Genomic DNA, 23,002 nt, shown 5'->3' with positions numbered 1-23,002 from the left:
TCTTATGCCCCTGCCGGGTGGTGGGTGGCTGCGTCGGTTCTGTTCTGGTCACCGTAGACCCGGATAAAGATCTCCTCGAGGGAGATCTTGGTGGTAGTGAAGCTCCGGACCGCCACACCGGCGGCGACGAGCTCCCTCAGGATGTCTGCCTCGTCAGTGTCATCGGTAATGGACAGCTCCGAGTAGTTGGTCTCATCGAGCGTTGCAATGTAATGCGGGGAGGCGGGGATAGGGCCGGTGTGCCTGAGCCGGATGATGCGGCCGCCGTAGTGGTCCTGTACCTCGTCGATGGTTCCGTAGGCCTCCGAGGTCCCGTTCTTGAGCAGGATGACACGGTCACAGAGGCGTTCCACCTCCTCCATCTGGTGCGTGACCATAACGACGGTGGCACCTTTGGCCTTCTGACCGTCGACGATGTCCATGAGCAGACGGCGGTTGACCGGGTCAAAGCCCTTGGTCGGTTCGTCCAGGATCAGCAGCTCGGGTTCGTTCATGATGGTCACGCCGAGCTGGACCTTCTGCTGCTCGCCACCGGAGAGCTTGTCCAGCAGAAGGCCTGCCTTGTCCGCCAGGGCCACCCGCTCCAAATAGGCGAGGGACCAGCGTTTGGCGTTGGTCCGGTCCATGCCCTTCAGGCGGCCGAAGTAGGTCATGACGTCGATGACCTTTTCCTTCTTGTACAGGCCGCGCTCCTCGGGGAGGTAGCCGAGGCGCTCGCCGGCTTCGGGACGGAAGGGTTTTCCGTCAATGTGCAGGATCCCGCCGGTGGGTTCGTAAATCCCGAGCAGCGCCCTGATGGTGGTCGTTTTTCCTGAGCCGTTGCTGCCGAGGAAACCGAATGTCTCGCCCCGGTGGACGTCGAAGGATAAATCGCGGATGACTGTGGTGTCCCCGAAGTCCATCCGGAAGCCGTCAATGTGGACGAGTGCTTCACTCATGGCTGTTCCCGGATCCTGTTCGGCTGCTGTCAGCTTGAGCCTACTGACCCGATGGCTGACAACCTACAGGCTTAAGACCCGCGATCCTGGTGGCCGTCGCGGGGCCGTCCATCCTGACCGGAGCGGGCTACTCGGCAGAAGGCCGTTGCCGTTGCTTCTTTGTTGCTGACCGCTGTTGTTTCGTGGCAAGGCGGCGCCGGTCGGAGCCCCGGGTTGGTTTTGTTGGCCGGCGGCGTGGCGCACCCGGTGCGAGGCCTTCAGTCACAAGTTCGGCGAGTTTGCCCAGGGCGATCTCGCGGTTGCGGAGCTGGGACCGGTGTTCGGAAGCGGTCAGAGTGAGCATTCCGGTGATGAGCCGCTGTCCCAGGCGGGTGAGCAGCATAGTCCGTTGCTGGTCGGATAGCACGGACGAGCCCGCGATATTCCAGGAGAGTTCGACCCGGGTGTCAGTGGTGTTGACGTGCTGGCCGCCCGGTCCGGAGGAGCGTGAGAACCTCCAGTGGAGTTCTGAGGCGGGAATCGTGAGCGTTGGCGACACCTCAAGATCCATGCAACAAGTGTGGCATGAGTGAGAGTGGTGCAGCTCCGGGCCCGTTGGGACAAAGGTTGGTGCTGGGCACCGGACGCCGGCTTTTTGACGGCGGCACACCCGACGGCGAACAGGTTCCCTAGGTGGTGGCGACGGGTTGGTCGCCGGCTCAGAGGAGGCCGAGCTTCGCGAACGCGTCCACCAGACCTTCACGGTGAGGCGGCGCGGCCGTGTGGTCTGCGAGGGCGAGGAGTTCGGGTGAGGATCCCTCAATGGCGATGCCCACCCCCGCGAAAGCGATCATCTCCAGATCGTTCTGGCCGTCGCCGACGGCTATGGTGTCTTCCCGGTCGATGCCGAGATGGGCGATGGCGGCAGCGACGCCGTCGGCCTTGCTGATGCCGCGCTGGTACAGCTCGCCGGCGTGGCGCCCGTCATCGGCGATCGAGTTGGCGACGACGGCAATATCTGCACCGATTGCTAGGGCGATTTCCTCCATCGGGACGGGGGCCTCGAAGACAGAGATCTTCGCGAACGCAACGGCCGCGCGGTCCGCTGTCACCTGGACGGAGCCCAGGATGGCTGACGAACCGCTTGCCCGGCCGTTAGGGGCGCGCCGGAAATGCTCTTCGATAATAAACCGGAGCCTTTCCTCCCTTTCGGGGGCTACATGGAGCGAGTCCTGCGCTTCCAGGATGTAGACAGCCCCGTGGGCATCGAGGGCGGCCACTGTCCGGGCCGCGAGGTCGGCAGGAAACCGGCGGTCCAGCAGCACCTCGCCGTTAACCTCCGCATAGGCGCCCGCGCTGGCCACCAGGCCGTCAAAGCCGGCAGCGAGAATGCTGTCCGGCAGCATGGACACAGGACGTCCGGTGCACAGCAGGACCTTGTGGCCCGCCGCCCGCGCAGAGCGGACCGCCTGTACGTGGCCTTCGGGAACGATGCCATAGTCGGCGTAGGTGCCGTCCACATCGAGGAAGACCGCATGAATGGTTGCTGTGGGCGTGCCTGGCTTCGAACTCATGATCCGGAATTCTACCGGCGCGGGACGGCCCTGCCGCAGCCGGGGCTCTTCCGCAAATACACGATCGTCCATATAGTTGCGCTTTTCTGCCATGGGACAGGGCGGTTTCTGTTCCTAGACTTGCATCCGTGATGATCGCCCATGGGCCCCAGAGCCGAATCAACCTGCCCGACGCTCCGCCGGATCAGCAGGCCCTCCTGGCCAGTGGGGGTGTTGCCTGCTGGAGCGAGCCCGTCTCCATCGATACCTACGCGCCGGGGGAGCCGGACCGGTATCCGCTGTTCCTGGACCGGCGTGTCTATCAGGGTTCCAGCGGGAAGGTGTATCCCATGCCGTTTATTGACAGCATTGCCGCCGTGAAGGAACCCCGCCTCTGGCAGGCGATCCACGTGGAGAACGAATATGTCCGGCTGATGCTGCTTCCGGAAATCGGCGGCAGAATCCACATCGGGTTCGATAAAACGGCGGGCTACGACTTTTTCTACCGCAACAACGTGATCAAGCCTGGCCTGGTGGGGCTGGCCGGGCCGTGGATTTCCGGCGGTGTCGAATTCAACTGGCCCCAGCACCACCGGCCGGCTACTTTCCTGCCGGTGGAAACCTCGGTTGAACGCGGCGATGACGGCCTGGTCACCGTATGGCACAGCGACCTGGATCCGTTGCAGCGGATGCGGGGCACCCACGGCGTCCGGCTCCGGCCGGGCAGTTCGCTGGTGGAGGTCGAGGCCCGGCTCTACAACTGCACGGACGTGCCGCAGACCTTCCTCTGGTGGGCGAACGTGGCGGCCCGCGCCCACGGGCAGTACCAGTCCTTCTTCCCCACGGATGTGCACCACGTGGCGGACCATGCCAGGCGGGCCATCACCGCTTTCCCGCGGGCTGACCGGCCCTACTACGGCGTGGACTACCCGGCGCTGGCCGCGGCGGGGAAACCGGATGCTGACCGGATCGATTTCTATGCAAACATCCCCGTCCCCACTTCCTACATGATCACCGACACGGAGGACAGCTTCTTCGGCGGCTACGACCATGACGCCGAAGCCGGTTTTGTGCACTGGGCAGACCGGTCAATCTCCCCGGGGAAGAAGCAGTGGACCTGGGGCAACGGACCCGTGGGCGGCGCCTGGGACGCCCACCTGACTGACGACGACGGCCCGTACGTTGAGCTGATGGCCGGCGTCTTCACCGACAACCAGCCGGATTTCAGCTACCTGGCACCGGGCGAAACCCGCACCTTCAGCGAGTTCTGGTACCCGATCCGGGACATGGGCCCGGCCCACCAGGCGAACGTGGACGCCGCCGTATCCCTGCATGTGGACGGGAACGGACGCACGGCCACCATGGGCGTAGCCACGACGGCCCTCCATGAAGAGGCAACCGTCCTGCTCAAGCTCAAGGGCACCACCATCCGCTCGTGGACAGTCCGGATCTCGCCGGCCCGCCCCTTCCAGGAGGTCGTGGAGCTCGGAGTTTCCGCCGAAGCGCCTGACCTCACCCTGCAGGTGCTTCTTGGCACCCGGGAACTGATTTTGTGGACCCCGCGCAAACCAGTGGGAAGCGGCGAGGCGGAGGAGCCCTGGGTTGCTACGGAGCCTGACCTGCCGGCGGCCATCGACAGCCAGGACGAGCTCTACTTCACGGGAACCCACCTGACGCAGAACCGGCACCCCACCCGGTCGCCGTTGCCGTACTTCGCGGAAATGCTGCGGCGCGACCCGCTGGACTCACGCGCCGCCACCGCCCTCGGAGCAGCCGTGTACAAAATCGGCGACTTTGACCAGGCACGTGAGTTGCTGGAAACTGCCGTGGCCCGGCTGACCCGCCGTAACCTGAATCCGCCCACCGGGGAGGCCAGCTACCGGCTCGGCCTGGTCCTCGAGCGGACCGGGCAGGCGGAGGCGGCAGCGGAACGGTTCGGGAAGGCAGCCTGGGACCGTGGGTGGGCGCATCCGGCACAACTTGCACTGGCCCGGCTGGCCATGAGGTCAGGGCGGCCCGCGGAGGCACTCCGGCATGCCGAAGCCGCAGCCGCGCTGGAGGCGGCGAGCCCGGAAGCGAAGCACCTGCAGGTCCTGGCCCTCAGGGGGCTGGCACGCACTGACGAAAGCCGTTCATTCCTGCAGAACATCCTGCTCGCGGATCCGCTCGACCCGGTGGCGTTGGTGCTGGACGGTTCGCTCCAGGCAAGCGATCCCAAAACAGCGCTCGCGGTGGCGTGCTGGCTCGCCCGGGCAGGGCAGTGGCAGCTGGCCCTGGACCTCACGGAGCAGCCCGCCCCCTCTGCCCACCAGGTGTTCGGCAACCCCGAGCCTCTCCGCCACTTCCTCCGCGCCACCTGGCTGGAGGAACTCCTCGAACCGGAGGCTGCGTCCGCGGAGCGGTCGGCGGCACGGCGCGCCAATACCACCTGTGCGTTCCCCTACGGGCTTGACGATTACGACGCCCTCTGCCGTGCCCTCGAAGCTGATCCGCGCGATAAAGTGGCGCACGGTCTTCTGGGGTGCTGGCTGCTTGACGCCGGCCGTAAGGAGGACGCCCTGGGTCACCTGGAAAAATCAATGACCCATGGTTCCGAGGACCCCGTGGTGTGGCGGAACGCCGCCCTCGCCACGGTCAACACCGGCGCTGACCTGGCAACCGCCGATTCGTACTTCGAACGCGCCCTCGAACTAAGCCCGGATGACGCCCGGCTCGTCTTCGAACGGGCAGTCCTGGCGGGCCTCCGCGGGCTGCCGGTCCGGGACAGGATTGCCGGGATTGAACGCCATAACCCCTCTGTCCTGAGCCGCGATGACCTGACCCTCCTCTACGCCAACTTGCTGATTGACGCCGGGCGGGCCGACGAGGCGCTGGACATCCTGTCCACGCGCAGCTTCCAGCCCTTCGAGGGCGGCGAAGGAATGGCACTGGATGCCTATGACCGGGCGGCAGCCAGCTGCGCACGCACACTCATGGGTGAGAACCCGACGGCGGCCATCACCTTGCTGCGCGAAGGTATGGAAGCTCCCGCGAACCTGGGCGAAGGCAGGCACCCGGCACACGGCATGGCCGAACGGCTGGTGGCACTGGGGGACGCCCTCCAACTGGCCGGGGACCGTGCGGCAGCAACCGTCGCCTGGGACCAGGCCTGCCAGAACGGGAATGCCCTGCCAGTCCACGCCGCCCCCGCCGGCCCGTCCGACTTCTGGCGGGGCGTCGCCCACGTAAGGCTCGGAAGGCAGAGAGAAGCCGAATGCGTGTGGCGGAGCCTGGTTACCCGCGCCGATGAGCTTGAATCAGCACCCGCAGCGCCGGACTATTTTGCGACGTCCCTGCCCGAATTGCTGCTCTTCGACACCGATACCGCCTCCGCGCGGACGGCAACGGCGAGGTCCCTCCGCGAACTGGCCGTTCAGGGCCGCCTGGAGCAGCAACGTGTGCGCCGGCAAGGTGAACACCAGAAGGAAGATGCAACCCTGTGACCGAATCACCGAGGTATCTTGGGTCCGGGACCGCCGAAGTGGACACGGCCTCCCTGACCGGTGCGCCGCCGTCGCACCTTCCCTCCCGGCTGACCATCACCCTCTGGGACTTCTCCTGGTACACCCGGGCTGAGGACGGCGGGCCGTATGCCGATCTGGACGCGGCCTGCGCGAAGGCCGCCGAACTGGGCTACAACACCATCCGGATCTGCGCTGCCCCGCTGCTTCTCTTCGGCAACCTCGGCCTCGACGGCCTGGCCGCCGATCTGGACATCGAAGGGCTCGGGAAAGCCCCCGACGGCGGCATCTACGGCAGGGGGACACGCTGGTACGACGCGCCCGGCGGCTACCGGCTGAACCTGCAGGCGCGGCTTCTGGAACTGTTCGACGCCGCTGCCCGGCACGGGCTGGTTATCATCCTTGCCAGCTGGGAATACCAGCAGTCCACAGTGTTCGCGGGTTCGCCGCGCTGGTTCGATGCCATCGATGCTGTCCCGCTGCACCACAGGTACCGGGTCCTCGCAGACTCCTGGGACCGCCTTATCGCGGCACTCACGGCTGCGGGCCACCGGAACCGCATCGCCATGGTGGAGCTGCACAACGAGGTGGACTTCTCCATACTGCCCGCGCTGGCAGAGGGCGGCAGCGAGCAACTGCACCGCCTGCGCCAACTCCACCCCGACCTCCTGGTTACCGCCAGCTACGGCAAACCGCCGCACCTGGCCATGCATACCGTTCCGGACGGCCCGGGGGCAGCGCAATTCCACGTCTACAGCTACGGCGTCCTGGACGCACTGCAGCAGCGGATTGACATCCGCTCCGAGGGGACCTCGGATTTCCCCAATCCGGCACTGCACGCCCTGCTCCGGCCCGACGCCCCGTCGGTGGCAGAGTACGGGCGCCTTGCCGACTGGAAATACCGTGCAACCGTTGTTACCGACCAGATGTTTTACGGCTACGACTGGATTGACCCGGATGCCTGGGACACGTGGCTCTGCAACGAATACGGGCCCTACCGCGAGGTCATGCGGCGGGAGATCGATTCCCGCGTGATCGCCATCGCCGCGTGGGCCCGCTGGAAGAACATTCCGGCTGTTGTGGGGGAAGGCTGGATCGGTTACACCCCGCTCCAGGGCACCTTCGAGGAGGGCCCGATCGGACGCGACCTCGCCGAACGCGGCATCCGGACCGCACTAAAGAACGGCATCTGGGGGATGGTCCTGTGTTCCAACGCCGCACCCCATCACCCCTTGTGGACCAACGAAGCGTGGCAACGCCGCCTCAACCACTTCATCCTTGCCGCCCCCACCAATTGAGAGACTTGCCCATGCGCCCCGTACCAACCACGCTCGAACTGCTCTCCGTTACCCACCGGCCACACGAGTCGGCCCGGCAATCCCCGCCCATGAGCAACACGGTGGATCCGCACGGCAGGTGGCGGCTGACCAGCCACTACATCGAATGCGCCGGCGTGCCGTCCGTTCCCGTGTCGGGCGAAATCCATTTCAGCAGGCTGCCCCGCGCCCGCTGGGAGGAACGGCTGCGGCTGGTGAAGGCCGGCGGCATCACCGTGGTGGCCTGCTACGTTTTCTGGATCCACCATGAGCGGACCGAGGGCCAGGCCCGCTTCGATGGCAACCTGGACGTGGCAGCCTTTGTCCGGCTTTGCGCCTCCATCGGCCTGGATGTCGTCCTGAGGATCGGGCCCTGGGCCCACGGCGAGGTCCGCAACGGCGGCTTCCCGGACTGGGTGCAGGCTGCCGCCGTCGGACACCGGACCAACGACCCCGCCTACCTGGCCCTGGTGGACCGCTGGTTCCAGCGCATCGGGTCTGAACTGCAAAGCCTCACCGGCCCGGACAGCAACGTGGTGGGCATCCAGCTGGAGAACGAACTCTACGACCAGCCCGGGCACATCACCGAGCTCAAGAAGATTGCCCGGGCTGCGGGACTCAGTGCTCCGCTCTGGACGGCAACAGCCTGGGGCGGGGCGGACATCCCCGAGGCTGAGGTCCTGCCCGTCTTCGGCGGCTACGGCGATGGATTCTGGGTGGACGCCAAGGCCTCCTGGGACCCGACCTTCCGCCAGCACTACTTCTTCAGCCACCAGTGGGATGACCCCGGTATCGGCGCTGACCTGCGCGAACAGCTGTCCGGGATCGACGCAGCACCGCCGCGTTCCCCTTCCGCCCTCTACCCGCCAGCCACCTGCGAGCTGACCGGCGGCATGGCCACGGCGTACCAGCGGCGGCCCTGGCCCAAAGGCAGGGATGTTGCCGCCGTGGCCCACAACAAGATCGGCAGCGGTTCAGGCTGGCAGGGCTACTACATGTTCGCGGGCGGGACGAATCCGCCGGGCGGACTGCAGGAATCCCAGGCTACGGGCTACCCGAACGACCTTCCCGTCATGGACTACGACTTCCATGCCCCCATCGGTGCCGCCGGCAGGCTGGCACCCGGCTTCGCGCAGCTGCGCAAGCAACACGCCTTCCTCGCCGCCTTCGGCGACCGCCTGGCGCCCATGCCCTCGACGCTGCCTGACCGGCTCCCCGCCGGAGTGGGCGATTCCGAAACGCTGCGCTGGTCCCTGCGCAGCGACGGCCGCTCCGGATTCGTGTTCATCACCTGGCACCAGCCCCACATCCCGCTGCCGGACTATACCGCCGCCCAGTTCAAGATCGCACTGGCAGAGCAGACCGTCAGCTTCCCGGACACTCCGCTGGCCATTCCTTCCGGAACCATCGCCCGCTGGCCCGTCAATCTCGAGATCGGCGGTGTCCGACTGCTGTGGGCCACGGCTTCGCCCCTGACCGTGCTGGGCCCGGCAGCAGCACAGACCCTGGTCCTCACCGCTGAAGAAGGCATCGAGGTCCAACTCTGCCTGCCGGGGGGAACCGCCCTTGACGGGGCCGCCACGCTACTCGCCGGAAACACATACTCCGTGGACGCCCGGCAGCCGGTCACACTGACGGCGACGGCGGGCCAACTCTCGCTAGCAATCCTTGTCCTGCCACCCCGGGTCGCCGACCAGGCGTGGGTCCTGGAAACGCCGGACGGCCGGGAACTGGTGGTCTCAGCGGATCCGGTGTGGCTCGCTGCGGATGGTGCCTTGGCCGGCAGGTCCCACGGGTCACCAGGGGTCACGCGATATTCCGCCGCGGCTGCCCGGTTCGAAGAGGTGATGGCGGCCGCAATCGATCCCGGCCAGCCTCGGCCGCGGGTGGCTGCGGAGCTGCTCCGCGCCGCCATGCCGGTGCCCGCGTCCTTCGGCTCGCTGGCGGGCCGGGCGGCCGCCCCGTCCGACGACGTGATGGACAAGCTGGCGGCGGTCTACCGGCTGGACCTGACGGTGGCATCCACGTCCGGCGGAGGGCATACGGAGCTGGAGATAGCCTGGGCCGGCGACGTTGCCCGGCTGTTCATTGACGGGACCCTGGTGGCAGACAGGTTCTGGGACGGCTCACCGTGGGTGATCGAAACGCACGACGCCGGGATCTCCGCTGGTGCGGAGGTCCTGCTCCAGGTCCTTCCGCTGTCTCAGGCGGCTGAGGTGGGGCTTCCGGCGGCTGCCCAGGAACGGAGAGACAGCGTGGCGGGCGACCTCGCAGCCCTGGACGCAGTGGAACTGATCCGGTGGACCGCCTGGACCGAGGAACGCACCGGATAGGCGGCCCGTCCATGGCGTAACATGGACATTCCGTCATGGAGGGAGTGCCGCGTGGAGCTGGCAACAGGGTTCCAGAACCAGCGCCTGGTGGTTGTGCCGCGGCCCCTCGTCAGGGATGCCCTGGCCCGCCCCGTCACGCGCCGCCTGGTGGTCACCGACGCCGGGGTCTTTCCCGTGGCGAAGGCGCACGGGCGCCGCCGCCCAGAAGGCGCAAAAGAGACCATCATCATCCTCTGCGTCGCGGGGACAGGCTGGGTTGAAGCGGGAGGTTCCCGGTTCGACGTCGGCAAATCCACCGCCGTCGTCCTCCGTGGGGGCACGGGGGAGGCCCACGCCTACGGCGCCTCAGCCGATGACCCATGGACGATCTGGTGGTGCCACATCCTGGGCTCCGATGCCCCGGAACTGGTTGCGGAGGCCGGGGTGCGCCCGGACCGTCCCATCATTTCGCTCGTCGCGGTGGACCGGCTGACGGCCATGCTGGACGAGATCATCACCGCCCTGGAACAGGACCAGTCGCCGGCCCGCCTGGTGGCCACGGCCGGAATGGCATGGAAGCTGCTGACCACCCTGGCTGTGGACCGCCGCCTCCCTGAGCAGGGAACGCCCCTTCAGCGGGCCATGAAATTCCTCGAGGACCGCGCGGACGGCGCCATCCGGCTTCCCGAGCTTGCCAAGGTGGTGGGTGTCTCGTCCTCGCAGTTGAGCAAGCTGTTCCGGGAGGCCACCGGCGGGGGAGTACTCGCCCACCACACGGCCCTGAAGATGGCCCGGGCCAGGCTGCTGCTGGATACAACAGAGCTGTCAATCGCTGCGGTGGGCCGGGAGATCGGGCTCGCTGACCAGTTCTATTTCTCCCGCCAGTTCCGTCGGCTGCATGGCATCAGCCCCAGCGCCTACCGGGCGGAACGAAAAGGCTGAGGGGCCGCAGCGGTGTAGGGCCGATTACGTGCCGGCCGGCCAGGAACCGACGGAGGCGGCGCGCAGCCGTGCGCGTCCTGGGAGTCCGGAGTTCGACAGATCGCGGCTAGGCTCCTTCCGGTACTAGATCGCACTCGATGGAGAGGTAATCCTCTGTGGCAAACACAGTCCTGACCAATAGCGGAACCGAAGAACGCGGACTCGCCCGCATAGCCCAACGGATGGCAGCCTGGACCGAAAAGTGGTTCCCGGACGCCTACATTTTCGCCCTGGCCGGCGTCGTGATCATCGCCGTCGCGGCCCTTGCCATCGGCGCTTCACCGCAGTCGATCGCCGACTCCTTCGGCAACGGATTCTGGGATCTGACGGCGTTCACACTCCAGATGGCCATGGTGGTGCTGACCGGTTACGTGGTGGCAACCTCGCCGCCGGTAGCCAAGCTCATCAACCGGCTCGCACTGATCCCGGCCACGGCGCGCACTGCGGTCAGCTTCGTGGCACTGATGTCCATGTCCGTGTCCTTCCTCAACTGGGGCCTCAGCCTCATCTTCGGCGGCCTGCTGGCCCGGGCCATTGCCCGCCGTAATGACCTCTCCGTCGACTACCGGGCACTCGGCGCGGCCGCGTTTATGGGCCTCGGCGCAGTCTGGGCGCTGGGTCTGTCCTCCTCAGCCGCGCAGCTGCAGGCAACGGCTGCCTCGCTGCCCCCGGCACTGCTGAAGATCACCGGAATCCTGGACTTCGGCACCACCATCTTTACGTGGCAGTCGCTGGTGACCCTGGTCATCCTGATGGCCCTCACCACCGTGATCGCGCACTTCTCCGCCCCCCAGGGCGGGGCGATCCGCACGGCGGAGGACCTCGGTGTGGACCTCGACGACGAACCCAGCGAACCGGCGCCCCACTCCAGGCCCGGCGAATGGCTCGAATACAGCATGATCCTGCCGATTCTCGCCGGCATCCTGACGCTGGGCTGGCTGGTTTCCCAGTTCCTGACCAAGCCGTTCCTGACCGTTGTCAGCAGCCTCAACGGCTACCTGCTGGTCTTCCTGATCCTGGGCCTGGTGCTGCACGGAACACCGCGGAACTTTCTGCAGGCCGTCACAAAAGCCGTGCCGGCGACAGCCGGGATCCTGGTCCAGTTCCCGCTGTACGCTGCGATGGCCGCCATCCTGACCAAAGCGACCGGCCACGGCGGAATGACCATCTCCGCCCACCTTGCAGAGTTCTTCTCGGACATCGGCGGCGGCGGTGCGTTCGCCGTTGTCATTGCGCTGTACACCGCGGTCCTGGGGCTGCTGGTCCCGTCCGGCGGCGGCAAGTGGCTCGTTGAGGCGCCTTATGTGATGCAGTCCGCCACCGACGTGCAGATGAACCTCGGCTGGACCGTGCAGATCTACAACATTGCTGAGGCCCTGCCGAACCTGATCAACCCGTTCTTTATGCTCCCGCTTCTCGCGGTGCTGAGGCTGCGTGCACGGGACCTCGTCGGGTTCACTTTCCTGCAGTTCGTGTTCCACCTGCCCGTGGTGCTGCTGCTCGTCTGGCTGCTGGGAATGACCTTCGAATTCGTCCCGCCGGTCATGCCGTAGCTTCGGAAAGAGGCTCGCAGAATCCGCAAGAGGCGCCGGCCTGGATTCCATGCCGGCGCCTCTTGCGGTTCAAAAGGCCCGCTGGCGCACCGAGACAGCGGCAACATTGCCGCAATCTTGACCCAACCTGACACGTAACGGCACCGGCGGCCGTTTAGGGTGGGCGTAAGGATTCAGGCAGCCGGATCAAACCACCAGTGTTCGGAGTGCAACATCGTGGCCGAGAAAAAAGAAAACCCGCCTTCACCGCCGAGTGACAAAGAGCAGGATGCACCGGGCTCAGGCGCAGAACACACGGAGCATCCGAAGTCTCCCGAGCCTGCGGAAGAACCGAGGCCCAGGCCCCGGCTTTACGGGTATGACAGGGACCTGTGGCCCTGAGCAACCAGCTCAACGCCGCTTCTTCTTAGACCGCTGTTCCTCCTGCCGCTCTGAGTTCTCCCGTTCCGCGGACCGCTGCGATTTACCCGCGACCACCACCTTCTGGTGCCACTCGCGTTGGTAGGCCCTGCGGGCGGCCGCATCGGTGCGCCGGGCAAGGGCGGCCAGTTCCCGCTGCAGTTTTCCGTAGCTGAGCCACCGCCGTTCCTCCAGCGTCCCGTCCGCCAAGGCTGCCTGCACGGCGCAGCCCGGTTCGCTCTGATGGGCGCAGTCAGCGAACCGGCACAGGGTTGCCAACTCCTCCACATCGCTGAACATCTCCGTCAGGCCCTCGTCCGCGTCGAACAGCCCGAATCCCCGGACGCCGGGGGTGTCCATCAGTACTGCCCCGTTAGGCAGCGGGACCAGTTCCCGGGACGTGGTGGTGTGCTTGCCTTTGAAATCGCCTGAACGGACTTCTCCTGTGTGTTGCACCTCGCGGCCTGCCAGCGCATTGATGAGGGTGGACTTGCCGGCGCCTGACGGCCCGAGGAGAACCAGAGTGCCGTGCGGTGGCAGGTGCGCCAGCAGCGCGTCGATGCCATCACCGTTCTCGGCCGATGTAGTGACCACCTCCACACCCGCCGCCTGCAGAATGACTTTCCCGACGACGTCGTCCGCTACGTCTGCCAGGTCCGCTTTGGTGATGATCACCAGCGGGACCGCACCGGAATCCCACGCGGCCACGAGCGTGCGTTCCAGGCGGTTGTGCGTGAGGGGGCGGTCAACGGGCACCACCACGCCCACCACATCCATGTTGGCGGCCAGGACCTGCGCCTCGGACGAGTCCTCAAACGCACGTTTCCGGCTGAGTTCGGACCTGCGCGGGAGGATCCCGGTGATCTGGCGGGCGCCCGCGCGGTTTGGCCCGATCCAGACCCAATCGCCGGTGACCGGCACGCCTGCGTCGAGGGGATAAGGCAGGTGGAGCAGTTCACTTTCCACTGCCACGAGGACCAGGCTGCGGTCCACCCGGACCACGCGCCCGCGTTCCCTCTGTTGGGCAACCTGCTGGGCAACATCCTGGCGTGACCGGTGTTGGGTATGGTCGGCGTCGAAATGCGCGGCGACTGCGGTGGAGTAGCCGTACGTCACAGGCCCGTCGTGGCCTTTGATGGATAGGTCAATGCTGTCCAGGCTGATGCCTGACAAATTGTTCAACGTGAGTCCTTTTGGGGTGGTCTCCAGACGCCGGAAACTGCGCGGACCTGCCGCAGGTGTTCCTGCCGGCGGTTGCTTCGGCGGTTAAACCGGGCGGTTGCTGGAGACGGGGGTGATGTGTTTGATGTGTGCGGTGCGCTCCGGGCGCGCGGCTGTAGCAGTCATCAAAACCAGCTCCTGCCTCTTCCTGTGTCCGGATTTCGTCACGGACTCTCGGTTTCTGATTCTAGCCACGCGAACGCCTGCTGTGTAGGGCGCCAAGGACAGTTGCCATTCCTGTCGTTTACCAGCGTGAAATACGACTGCCACAGCACGGTAATTGTCACTGCATTTGACGAAACATTACATCCCTATGCTCACGTTCGTAACGTCAGCTGAAAGGGAAAACATGACAGACGCGACTCGCAGGAATTTCCTCCGCTACGTGGGCATGGTGGGAGGCGCCGGCGTGATGTACCAGACGATGGAGGCCATGGGGCTGGCACCGGACTCTGCCACTCCGGCGTTTGCCGCGCCGCGCGAAGGTGACCTCAAGGGCGCCGGCAAGTCCGTGGTGGTGCTCGGCGGCGGAATTGCCGGACTGACCACCGCCTATGAGCTGGGCAAGGCCGGTTACAAGGTGACCATCCTGGAAGCGCGGATGCGTCCGGGCGGCCGCAACTGGACGGTGCGCGGCGGCACGGAGGAGACGGATCTGAAGGGGATCACCCAGCGGGCGACCTTCTCGAAGGACCAGTACATGAATGCCGGCCCGGGCCGGATTCCGCAGCACCACATCACCCTGGACTACTGCAAGGAACTCGGCGTTGCCATCGAGCCGTTCACCAACCAGAACGCCGACGGTTACCTGTTCCGGGAAGGCAGCACCAAACTTTCCAACACCCCAATCCGTCACCGTGCGGCCAAAGCCGACGTCTACGGCTACGTTTCCGAGCTGCTGGCCAAAGCCACTGACCAAGGCTCGCTGGACAGCTACCTGAGCCAGGCCGACAAGGAAAACCTCATTTCCTTCCTCGGCAATTTCGGCGCCATCGGAGGCAAGGTCACCGGCGATGCGGCCGCCAGTTTCAAGTACTCCGGCACCGGCAGGAAGGGCTACTCCGTGGCACCCGGCGCAGGCCTCGAGGCCGGCACGCCGCTGGCACCTGACGCCCTGTCCGACGTGTTCGCGAGCGGTGTGGGCAACTACTTCTCGTTCGAATTCGGCTGGGACCAGGCCATGATGATGTTCCAGCCCGTGGGGGGCATGGACAAGATCCCTTACGCCTTCGAGGCTGCGATCGGCAAGGACAAGATCGTCTACGGCGCCAAGGTCCTGTCCCTGAACAACACCGCCGCCGGAGTCTCCGTTGACTACACCAACCCCGGTGGGCAGACCAAAAGCGTGCAGGCCGATTTCGCAGTCTGCACCCTGCCGCCGCACATCGCAGCCAAGATTCCCGGCAACCTGCCAACAGACGTGGTGGATGCCCTGAAATTTGCCACCCCCAGCGACGCCGGAAAGATCGGCATCGAGTACTCGCGCCGCTGGTGGGAAGAAGACCACCGCATCTACGGCGGCATCACCAACACCAACATCGATCTGGGCAACATGTGGTACCCGTCCACCGGGTTCCACGGCGCGCGCGGCACCATGGTGGGCTACTACAACACCGGTGCCAGCGCCCGTGTCTACCAGCCGCTGGCACCCGAGAAGCGCCTCAGCCGCGCCCTTGACCAGGGGGCACGGATCCACGGAGACGTCTACAAGAGGGAAGTTGCGGCGTCGTTCTCGGTGGACTGGAGCAGCACCGCGTTCTCAGAAGGGGCGTGGGTGGGCTGGCCTTCGCAGACCGACGCCAGGTACGCCAAGCTGCTGGAGCCCACCGGCAACATCTACTTCGCCGGCGACCACCTGAGCCACGCCATCGCCTGGCAGCACGGCGCCATGACCTCGGCCCGGGCAGCGGTCACCGCCCTCCACACCCGCGTGGCGGCGGCGGTGGCCGGTTGAGCCACCAGCAGTCAAGCATCGTGAGCGAACCCCACACCCCACGAAAGAAGCCCATGATCCGACGCACCTCCCTGATCATCGCCGGCGTCGCCGGTCTTTGCCTCACCGCCACCGCCGCCTTCGCCGGACCTGCCGTGTTCCAGGACCTCACCGCGCCCAAGCCCGGAACTACCGTGTCCAACCTCCCCGCCGGCCAGGACAACCCGATGATCGCTTCCGGCGTCGCCATCGGAGCGAATACCGCCGTCTACAAGACCAGTGGCCTGGGGCCCTCGGCGCTGAACACGGCCGCACCTGCGGGCAGCGAACAGCGCTACATCGACACCACCGTTTTCCCGGGCGGGGTGCTCCCGGCCGGAGTGACCCTGACGGAGGCGCAGGGGATCAATGCCCTCCGGCGCATCGGCGAGAACCTCGCGCAGGCGGGACTGGATTACGACGACGTCATCACCATGCGCGTTTTCCTCCAGAACCCAGCGGGGACAGAGAAAGCCGACTTCGACGGCTGGAACCGGGCCTACCGCCAGTACTTCGCCAATACGAGCCTTGCCGACGGGACCGCCGTGAAGGTGTCACTGGGTTCGGCCGCAGCAGCCGAGCCCTTCGTGGTGAACCCGGCCCGGCCTTCACGGTTCGCCCTGGAGATCGAGAACCTGCCCGTGAACGGCTGGCTGGTGGAGGTTGAGGTGGACGCGGCCTATCCCGCCGCTTCCGGAAAGTAGCTGGCCCCCCGATAGCCAGGCTGAACGAACTGCCCCTGTACGAACTGCCCCGCCTGCGTTCGCAGGCGGGGCAGTTCCTCGTACAGTTGAAGAGCAGGGCCCATCGGGGCCGCCCGCACCGGTGATACTCAACGAGGAGCAGTCATGGAGCAGCATGCGCAGAAAAATCTGGACGCTGAACGGCGTGCCCTCCATGCGGTTGAGCATCATCATGGCGAGATGCTTGCGGAGCTCCGCGAGCGGGTCGCTGCCCTGATCCAGGCCGTTGAGGAGCCGGCCTCCGGAGCCGGAGCCGGAGACGCTGCCCGCAACGCGTTGGCCATGTGGTGCGAACAGGAACTGGTGCCCCATGCCTTGGCGGAAGAAGGGCCGCTCTATTCAGGCCCCGGAAATACAGTTCAGGGCCGGCTCCTGGTGGAGGGCATGCTGGCCGAGCATCAGGCCATTGTGGGGCTGGTGGAACGGCTCCGCGTCGCGCAGGGTGTGCAGGCTGCCGCAACCGGGACAGCCATTCAGGAACTTTTTGCCGTGCACCTGGACAAGGAAAACCGTCTCCTGATGCCGTTCATCGTGCAATCCCCGGAACTCTCGCTCGCTGATTCCGTCGAAGGGCTTCACGAACTGGTGGGCCACGGCCGCGAGCACGAGCACGAGCACGAGGCAGATCGTCACCTCTGACGGCCCGGCGGCACTCTTATCCTTGCGGTGTCACGCTGAGGAGCTGCAGGAAGTCCCTCAAGGATCCGGCCATGTCCACGGACCCGTCGTAGAGCCAGGCGAGCTGTACGCCCTCGATCAGTGATGCTGTCTGGCGGGCAAGGACTGCAGGGTCCAGTTGCGGTGCCACCCGGCCCGCCCCGATTTCCCGCTCGAATTCGGACCGAAGGGAGGCGATGAGCTCCTGGTCGCGGCGGAGGATAAACGTATGGGCCGGATGGTCCGGATTCACGGCTTCGGCCCGCAGGGTGGCGTCGAGCTGGATTACGCCGCGGATGCCCGCGTTGTGGCGCATGACTTCGGGCACGGTTTCCAGGAGGCCCTTTTCCTGAAGCAGGGTGCGGCGCCAGGGGCCTTCCCGTTCTTCGCGCCGGACCAGCACGGCCTCCAGCAAGGCATCCTTGCCGCCGAAGTGATGCAGCAGGGCCGTGTGGCTTGTTCCGATCTCTTCGGCGATCTGGCGGACCGACAGGCGCTGGAACCCCTTCTCGGCGAAGACGGCGAACGCTGCGTCCACCAGTTCGGCGCGTTTACGCTCGCCGTTGGCGTAGGGAGCCCGCTTGGCGCTGCGGGCCGGTTGCCGTGTCAGTTCTGTCATCGTCGCCCTCCTGGGTTCTCCGGCACAGCGTACCAAGTTTCTTTTCCGCTTTGGTAAAAGTTTCCTCTTGAAAGTATTCCAACTTGGAAGGTGTTTGCGTAAGGTTGGGACCAGCCGCAGGGCAGGTGCCTCCTACTGGCAGGGCCTGATGTGCTGCGAACCTGAAAGGATTTCAATGACCGAGCTCCAGCACTTTCCCCCCCACTTCCTGTGGGGCGTGGCCACCGCCGCCCATCAGGTGGAGGGCAACAACACCAACAACGACACCTGGTTCCTTGAGCACCTGCCCGGAACCATCTTCGCCGAGCCGTCGGGTGACGCGATCGACCACTACCACCGCTACCGCGAGGACATCGCGCTGATCGCGTCCCTGGGTTTCAGCACCTACCGCTTCTCGCTGGAATGGGCGCGCATTGAGCCGGAAGAGGGCCACTTCTCCGTCGCTGAACTCAACCACTACCGCCGGATGCTCGAAGCCTGCCACGAGCATGGCCTGACACCGGTGGTGACTTTCCACCACTTCACCTCGCCCTTGTGGCTTCTCGCTGCCGGCGGCTGGGAGGACCCGGCCACGCCGGAACGGTTCGCCCGGTACTGCGACCGCGCCACCGAACACCTGGGTGACCTGATCGGGGTCGCCTGCACCCTTAACGAGCCCAACCTGGCGTGGCTCCTTAAAGCCCTGGGTATCGGCGGCGAGCCGGCGGAACACCGTGGCCGGGTTCCGCTGTGGTCGGCAGCCGCTGAAGCCCTGGGGATGGAGGCGGCCAGGGTGGCACCGTTCCAGTTCACTGTTTCGGACGCCGCATTCGATATCAAGCTCGCCGCCCACCGCGCCGGACGCGACGCCATCAAGGCCCGCCGGCCCGAACTGATGGTGGGCTGGACCCTTGCCAACTCGGACATCCAGGCGGCCGAGGGCGGGCAGGAACTGGCGGACCAGGTCCGGCGCGATGTCAACGAACGCTTCCTCGAGGTCTCGCGCGGCGACGACTTTGTGGGAATCCAGACGTACGGGCGTACGGTCTTCGGGCCCGACGGCGTGGCCCCGGCCCCCGCCGGTGCCGTCACCAACCAGCTGGGCGAGGAGATCTACCCGCAGGCACTCGAAGCTACTATCCGGGAGGCGCACCGGATCGCCGGGATCCCCGTCATGGTGACGGAGAACGGCCTGTCAACGAAGGATGACACCCAGCGGCTTGACTACTTCAAAACGGCGCTGGCCGGTGTGGAATCCTGCCTCGCGGACGGCATCGATGTGCGCGGTTACATCGCCTGGACCGCGTTCGATAACTACGAGTGGATTTTTGGTTACGGTCCCACCTTCGGAATCATCGCCGTCGACCGCTCCACCCAGATCCGCACCCCCAAGCCCAGCGCCTACTGGCTTGGCGGTGTGGCCCGGGAAGCCGGGGAGCGCCTGAGCGCGGTGGGTATGGGCTAGGGGGAGGAACCGGCGTCAGGTTTCGCCGGCGTATGCCCGGCGGCCGCGGAAGGGACCCCGTCCTCTCCGTGGCCGCTCTTTTTGTTGCCGAACGGCAGGACTTTCAGCAGCGGGACCACGATAGCCATCACGATGAGGCCCCAGATGATTCCCAGGACGGCCGAGCACAAAGTGTTCACGAGCCAGGCCAGGAAGCTGCCTGCCACGGGGATCCCGGCGACCGGGGCCTCAAGGGCGTGGACCAGGTCATAGGGAGCATGCCAGCCGAGGTCGTAGGCGCCCTGGAGCATGATGTGGCCACCGACCCACAGCATGGCGACCGTCCCCACAATGGTGATCGCGGTCAGTACGGCGGGCATGCCCTTGACGAGCAGTTCGCCGAAACGCTGGGAGCCTGCGGAGTCCTTCGCGGCCAGGTGGATGCCGATGTCGTCCATTTTGACGATCAGCGCCACCGCGCCGTAGACCAGCACCGTGATGGCCAGGGCAACAACAACAAGGATGAGCGCCCGGGCCCACAAAGACTCAGCGGCCACCTCGTTCATCGAGATGACCATAATCTCACAGGAGAGGATGAAATCTGTGGTGATGGCGCCCTTGGTGACCTTCGCCTCCGCCTCCGGACCGCGGTCCACGGCCGGTGCGTCCTCTTCGGCCCCGTGGTGTCCGCGGAGTTTGTGCCAGACCTTCTCGGCACCCTCGTAGCAGAGGTAGGTGCCGCCCGCCATGAGGATGAACGGAATGGCCCACGGGGTGAAAGCACTGATGAGCAGCAGCGCCGGCAGGATGATCAACAGCTTGTTCCGGAGCGATCCCCAGAAGATCTTCTTGATCATCGGCAGCTCGCGTGACGGGTCCGCTCCGGAGACGTACTGCGGCGTCACGGCGGCGTCGTCGATCACCACGCCGGCGGCCTTGGCCCCCGCTTTGGCGGCCCCGGCAGCGATGTCGTCCACCGAGGCGGCGGCTATGCGGGCAAGGGCTGCGATGTCGTCCAGCAGGGCGACGAGACCGCCGCTCACAGGTCGGTCCCGCACTGCTCGGAGGTGGACTGCTGGGCATGGAGGCCTCGGGTGAGGCGCGTGATCGGCATGCTCAGATTATACGAGGCATACCCGTGCTCCTTCGGCACCCGTCCGGCACGGCCGTTAGGGGCGCATGCTGACGCTGTCGCTCGGTCCGCTGTTGTAGCCAAGGTTTCGGGACACCGCCCTGGCCGTGGCCTGGACCGCGGGTGCCAGGACGTTGGGGGGAGTGGCGCCGTCCGGCACAACGATGGAAAGTGCGGCCACCACCGCACCCTGTGCATCAAAAATCGGCGAAGCAACAGAAACGGTGCGGGAGGGCGCGGACCTGCGGATCATTGCGACGCCGGTGCGGCGGACGTCGGACAGAGTCCGCCGCAGCTGGCCTTCAGGCATGGCATCCACGCCCGATTCCATATCAGGAGGCTGCCTGATGACCGCCTCCTGGAACCCTGCGTCCGCTCCCGCGAGCAGAACCAGGCCCACCGCTGTCGACCTCAGCGGCGCACGCCCGCCGACACGGTAGGCCACCTCTGTGGCTTGCTTTGATGACAGCCGCTCGATGATGACGGCCTCGTTCTTGTCCCTGACGGCCAGTAGGACGTGGTGGCGGGTCACGGCGAAGAGGTCCTCCAGATAGGGGAGCGCAATCTCGCGGACACCATGGCCGCGGGGTGACAGTGACGCGATTTCCCAGAGCCGGACCCCCACCACGTACCTGCCGTCGTCAAGGCGTTCCAACGCACCCCACGCCACCAGCCTGGCGATCAGCCGCAGTGCCGTCGGCGCCGGCATCTCCGCCAGCCGTGCCATTTCAGAAAGAGTCAACGCACGACGGCGGTCGGTGAACACTGCGAGCAGGCTTAGCGCCCGGTCGATAACCGGTTCGCCCTGTTTGGGGCGCCTTCCGCGCTGCGGTTTTACCGCGTCCCCTTCAACTTCAACCGTCACGTTTACGCTCCTTTGCCGTTCATGTCAGGTGACCCCCACCACAATACTGTTTCAACCAATGAAATTCGCATGGGGTGCCGGTACCCGCGCCAGCGATTGTTGAAGAAGCCGGTTACCGGGGCCATCTGACGAGAGGGCACCGACGGATCGGCCCGCAGTGGTCACAGCCGACCGAACGGGCCGCCGGTCCCGGACCATACTCACGATTCCCATCACGAATGCGAAGGCGCACATGAAACTCCTGACCTCCCCCGCACGACGGAGCGCGGCCGTTCTGGCCGGGGCCCTCGTCCTTGGTTCCCTGACCGCCTGCGGCGGCGGCTCCAGCCAGACGGCTGCCAAGGCAGATACCAGCAGCCTGACCCTCGCCATCGATAGCGACTCGGCGTCGTTCGGCTACGACCCGCTCCGTGTGTCCGCTGCCCAGCGCCAGTTCTTCGAGGGTCTCTATGACAGCCTCCTGGTTCTGAAAGCCGACGGCTCGGCAGGTCCCGGCCTGGCCAGTGCGTTTGAATACAGCGCGGACAATACGGTACTGACGCTCACCCTCAAGGAGGGCGTGAACTTCACCGACGGTTCCACCCTGGACGCGGCGCTGGTGAAAGCAAACCTCGACCGCCGGACCGATCCGGCGTTGACCGCGTACTCCGCAGTGGCCAAGGGCGGAGCCCAGGAGATCACCTCCGTGGATGTCGTCAGCCCCACCAAAGTGTCCCTGACATTCGCGAAGGCGCAGCCGGGGTTCGAGAAGAACCTGGCCTCCACCACGGGAATGATCGTCGGCAAGACCGGCGTCACCGATACGGCGACCCTCGCGGCGACCCCGGCCGGCTCCGGACCCTACATCATTGACCCTTCCACGGTGAAGGGCAACAAGTACGTGATGGTGAAGAACGACAAGAACGCGGACGCCGCGAAGTACCCGTTCAGCAAGGTCATCTTCAGCGTCGTCCTTGACCCCCAGGCCCGCGCCAATGCCCTCGTGTCCGGCCAGGCCGACGTTGCCATGCTGACGTCAAACACCGTGGACTTCGCCAAGTCCAAGGGAGTAGGGGTGTCCCAGATCGGCGGCACCGTCAACACCATGATCTCCTTCGACAAGATCGGCAAAACCGCCCCGGCGTTCGCTCAGGAGAAGGTCCGGCAGGCCATCCAGCACGCCATCAACCGCAAGGCCCTGGTGGACGCGCTGCACAAGGGTGACATCCCGGCCTGGAATGCCCTGCCGAAGGATTCCGCCGGGTTCACCGAGGAACTCGAAACGAAGTTCGGCTACGACCCGGCGAAGGCCAAGAGCCTGTTGGCTGAGGCCGGCTACGCCAATGGCTTCGAATTCACCATCATCGCGGGCGCCCAGACCCAGACTGACCTGCAGGCCGTTCAGAAGGACCTTGCCGCCGTCGGCATCACCATGAACGTCAAGATGGCCGCTTCCACCGATGAAGCGTTCGCCGCCGTCGCCACCACGCCGCTCGGCTACGCCCCGCTGAACTGGGACAACCCGGTAGGCGTCATGTACGGCGCAATCCTCAGCGGCTTCACCAACGTCCAGAAGGCCACCGACGACCAGCTGAGTGCCGCCACGGGCGAAGCAGCAGCCGCGAAGGACGACGCCGCCAGGAAGGCAGCCCTCACCAAGCTCAACACCCGCCTGGTGGAATCCGGCTGGATGATCCCGCTCTATGAAGCCCTCACCAACCAGGGCTACAACACCAAGAAGATCAAGCAGGTGGAGTTCGCAGGCACCAACGCCTATCCGCTCCTCTCTTCCTACGCACCGGCCAGCTAATACCCGAACCGTCCCGGGCGGCCGCCCCTTGCAGGGTGGCCGCCCGGAAC

The 23,002-nt window shown here is 65.9% G+C and carries 17 protein-coding genes; 10 read left to right on the top strand and 7 right to left on the bottom strand.

The genetic code is table 11. The annotated features are described in order from the left end of the window. Window positions 1–2: 2 nt before the first annotated feature. The 3 genes from AC1MCA_RS00195 to AC1MCA_RS00185 form a co-directional block, all read right to left on the bottom strand. The gene (locus AC1MCA_RS00195; RefSeq protein WP_479800327.1) at window positions 3–938 is read right to left on the bottom strand and encodes an ABC transporter ATP-binding protein; all 936 of its coding nucleotides are present in this window, start codon (window positions 936–938) and stop codon (window positions 3–5) included. Window positions 939–1,065: 127 nt separating this feature from the next. Further along, entirely contained in the window at window positions 1,066–1,488 is a 423-nt protein-coding gene (gene arfB / locus AC1MCA_RS00190) for an alternative ribosome rescue aminoacyl-tRNA hydrolase ArfB (RefSeq protein ID WP_479800325.1), read from the bottom strand. A gap of 148 nt (window positions 1,489–1,636) precedes the next feature. Beyond that, window positions 1,637–2,491 (bottom strand): HAD-IIB family hydrolase, encoded by an 855-nt coding sequence (locus AC1MCA_RS00185; RefSeq protein ID WP_479800323.1) that lies wholly within the window; start codon window positions 2,489–2,491, stop codon window positions 1,637–1,639. A gap of 131 nt (window positions 2,492–2,622) precedes the next feature. Here AC1MCA_RS00185 and AC1MCA_RS00180 point away from each other — a divergent pair, with 131 nt between their 5' ends. The 5 genes from AC1MCA_RS00180 to AC1MCA_RS00160 all read left to right on the top strand — a co-directional run bounded on the left by AC1MCA_RS00180 (window position 2,623) and on the right by AC1MCA_RS00160 (window position 12,132). Beyond that, the gene (locus AC1MCA_RS00180; RefSeq protein ID WP_479803496.1) at window positions 2,623–5,952 is read left to right on the top strand and encodes a DUF5107 domain-containing protein; all 3,330 of its coding nucleotides are present in this window, start codon (window positions 2,623–2,625) and stop codon (window positions 5,950–5,952) included. Beyond that, window positions 5,949–7,268 carry a cellulase-like family protein gene (locus AC1MCA_RS00175; RefSeq protein ID WP_479800322.1) on the top strand — a complete coding sequence of 440 codons (1,320 nt, stop codon included), beginning with the start codon at window positions 5,949–5,951 and terminating at the stop codon, window positions 7,266–7,268. The genes AC1MCA_RS00180 and AC1MCA_RS00175 overlap by 4 nt, the downstream gene beginning before the upstream one ends. Before the next feature lie 11 nt (window positions 7,269–7,279). Beyond that, entirely contained in the window at window positions 7,280–9,619 is a 2,340-nt protein-coding gene (locus AC1MCA_RS00170) for a beta-galactosidase (protein WP_479800320.1), read from the top strand. A gap of 51 nt (window positions 9,620–9,670) precedes the next feature. Then, window positions 9,671–10,540, top strand: coding sequence for a helix-turn-helix domain-containing protein (locus tag AC1MCA_RS00165; RefSeq protein ID WP_479800317.1), 870 nt, complete (start codon window positions 9,671–9,673; stop codon window positions 10,538–10,540). A 155-nt stretch (window positions 10,541–10,695) separates the two neighbouring features. After that, the gene (locus tag AC1MCA_RS00160; protein ID WP_479800314.1) at window positions 10,696–12,132 is read left to right on the top strand and encodes a short-chain fatty acid transporter; all 1,437 of its coding nucleotides are present in this window, start codon (window positions 10,696–10,698) and stop codon (window positions 12,130–12,132) included. Between the two features lie 390 nt (window positions 12,133–12,522). Here AC1MCA_RS00160 and rsgA read toward each other — a convergent pair whose 3' ends face one another. Then, complete coding sequence (gene rsgA / locus AC1MCA_RS00155; RefSeq protein WP_479800313.1) at window positions 12,523–13,713, bottom strand: ribosome small subunit-dependent GTPase A; 1,191 nt, start codon at window positions 13,711–13,713, stop codon at window positions 12,523–12,525. 388 nt (window positions 13,714–14,101) lie between these two features. On the opposite strand from rsgA, the gene AC1MCA_RS00150 reads away from it, so the two are divergent. The 3 genes from AC1MCA_RS00150 (at window position 14,102) to AC1MCA_RS00140 (ending at window position 17,106) form a co-directional block, all read left to right on the top strand. Then, a complete protein-coding gene (locus tag AC1MCA_RS00150) occupies window positions 14,102–15,706 on the top strand; it encodes a flavin monoamine oxidase family protein (RefSeq protein WP_479800312.1) in 1,605 nt (534 codons plus the stop codon). Between the two features lie 20 nt (window positions 15,707–15,726). Next, window positions 15,727–16,428 carry a Rid family hydrolase gene (locus tag AC1MCA_RS00145; protein ID WP_479800311.1) on the top strand — a complete coding sequence of 234 codons (702 nt, stop codon included), beginning with the start codon at window positions 15,727–15,729 and terminating at the stop codon, window positions 16,426–16,428. Window positions 16,429–16,572: 144 nt separating this feature from the next. Then, the gene (locus AC1MCA_RS00140; RefSeq protein ID WP_479800310.1) at window positions 16,573–17,106 is read left to right on the top strand and encodes a hemerythrin domain-containing protein; all 534 of its coding nucleotides are present in this window, start codon (window positions 16,573–16,575) and stop codon (window positions 17,104–17,106) included. A gap of 16 nt (window positions 17,107–17,122) precedes the next feature. Here AC1MCA_RS00140 and AC1MCA_RS00135 read toward each other — a convergent pair whose 3' ends face one another. After that, window positions 17,123–17,743: a TetR/AcrR family transcriptional regulator gene (locus AC1MCA_RS00135; RefSeq protein WP_479800309.1), complete on the bottom strand. Its 621-nt coding sequence runs from the start codon at window positions 17,741–17,743 to the stop codon at window positions 17,123–17,125. A gap of 175 nt (window positions 17,744–17,918) precedes the next feature. Here AC1MCA_RS00135 and AC1MCA_RS00130 point away from each other — a divergent pair, with 175 nt between their 5' ends. Beyond that, window positions 17,919–19,187: a glycoside hydrolase family 1 protein gene (locus AC1MCA_RS00130; protein ID WP_479800308.1), complete on the top strand. Its 1,269-nt coding sequence runs from the start codon at window positions 17,919–17,921 to the stop codon at window positions 19,185–19,187. On the opposite strand, the gene AC1MCA_RS00125 is transcribed toward AC1MCA_RS00130, so the two are convergent. Continuing rightward, a complete protein-coding gene (locus tag AC1MCA_RS00125; RefSeq protein WP_479800306.1) occupies window positions 19,184–20,209 on the bottom strand; it encodes a DUF808 domain-containing protein in 1,026 nt (341 codons plus the stop codon). The two genes, AC1MCA_RS00130 and AC1MCA_RS00125, sit on opposite strands and share 4 nt — an antisense overlap. A gap of 126 nt (window positions 20,210–20,335) precedes the next feature. Beyond that, a complete protein-coding gene (locus AC1MCA_RS00120) occupies window positions 20,336–21,163 on the bottom strand; it encodes an IclR family transcriptional regulator (protein ID WP_479800304.1) in 828 nt (275 codons plus the stop codon). Window positions 21,164–21,395: 232 nt separating this feature from the next. Here AC1MCA_RS00120 and AC1MCA_RS00115 point away from each other — a divergent pair, with 232 nt between their 5' ends. Further along, window positions 21,396–22,952 carry an ABC transporter substrate-binding protein gene (locus AC1MCA_RS00115; protein WP_479800303.1) on the top strand — a complete coding sequence of 519 codons (1,557 nt, stop codon included), beginning with the start codon at window positions 21,396–21,398 and terminating at the stop codon, window positions 22,950–22,952. Window positions 22,953–23,002: the final 50 nt, after the last annotated feature.

It is taken from the genome of Arthrobacter sp. BK1, assembly GCF_056680055.1.
The sequence above is the reverse complement of the archived record's forward strand: the minus strand, read 5'-3'. Positions and strand labels throughout refer to the sequence as shown.

What these genes read in the sequence shown, in the direction of transcription:
- AC1MCA_RS00195 (WP_479800327.1), bottom strand. Translation starts at nt 938, where the DNA reads ATGAGTGAAGCACTCGTCCACATTGACGGCTTCCGGATGGACTTCGGG.
- arfB (WP_479800325.1), bottom strand. Translation starts at nt 1,488, where the DNA reads ATGGATCTTGAGGTGTCGCCAACGCTCACGATTCCCGCCTCAGAACTC.
- AC1MCA_RS00185 (WP_479800323.1), bottom strand. Translation starts at nt 2,491, where the DNA reads ATGAGTTCGAAGCCAGGCACGCCCACAGCAACCATTCATGCGGTCTTC.
- AC1MCA_RS00180 (WP_479803496.1), top strand. Translation starts at nt 2,623, where the DNA reads ATGATCGCCCATGGGCCCCAGAGCCGAATCAACCTGCCCGACGCTCCG.
- AC1MCA_RS00170 (WP_479800320.1), top strand. Translation starts at nt 7,280, where the DNA reads ATGCGCCCCGTACCAACCACGCTCGAACTGCTCTCCGTTACCCACCGG.
- AC1MCA_RS00150 (WP_479800312.1), top strand. Translation starts at nt 14,102, where the DNA reads ATGACAGACGCGACTCGCAGGAATTTCCTCCGCTACGTGGGCATGGTG.
- AC1MCA_RS00140 (WP_479800310.1), top strand. Translation starts at nt 16,573, where the DNA reads ATGGAGCAGCATGCGCAGAAAAATCTGGACGCTGAACGGCGTGCCCTC.
- AC1MCA_RS00135 (WP_479800309.1), bottom strand. Translation starts at nt 17,743, where the DNA reads ATGACAGAACTGACACGGCAACCGGCCCGCAGCGCCAAGCGGGCTCCC.
- AC1MCA_RS00130 (WP_479800308.1), top strand. Translation starts at nt 17,919, where the DNA reads ATGACCGAGCTCCAGCACTTTCCCCCCCACTTCCTGTGGGGCGTGGCC.
- AC1MCA_RS00115 (WP_479800303.1), top strand. Translation starts at nt 21,396, where the DNA reads ATGAAACTCCTGACCTCCCCCGCACGACGGAGCGCGGCCGTTCTGGCC.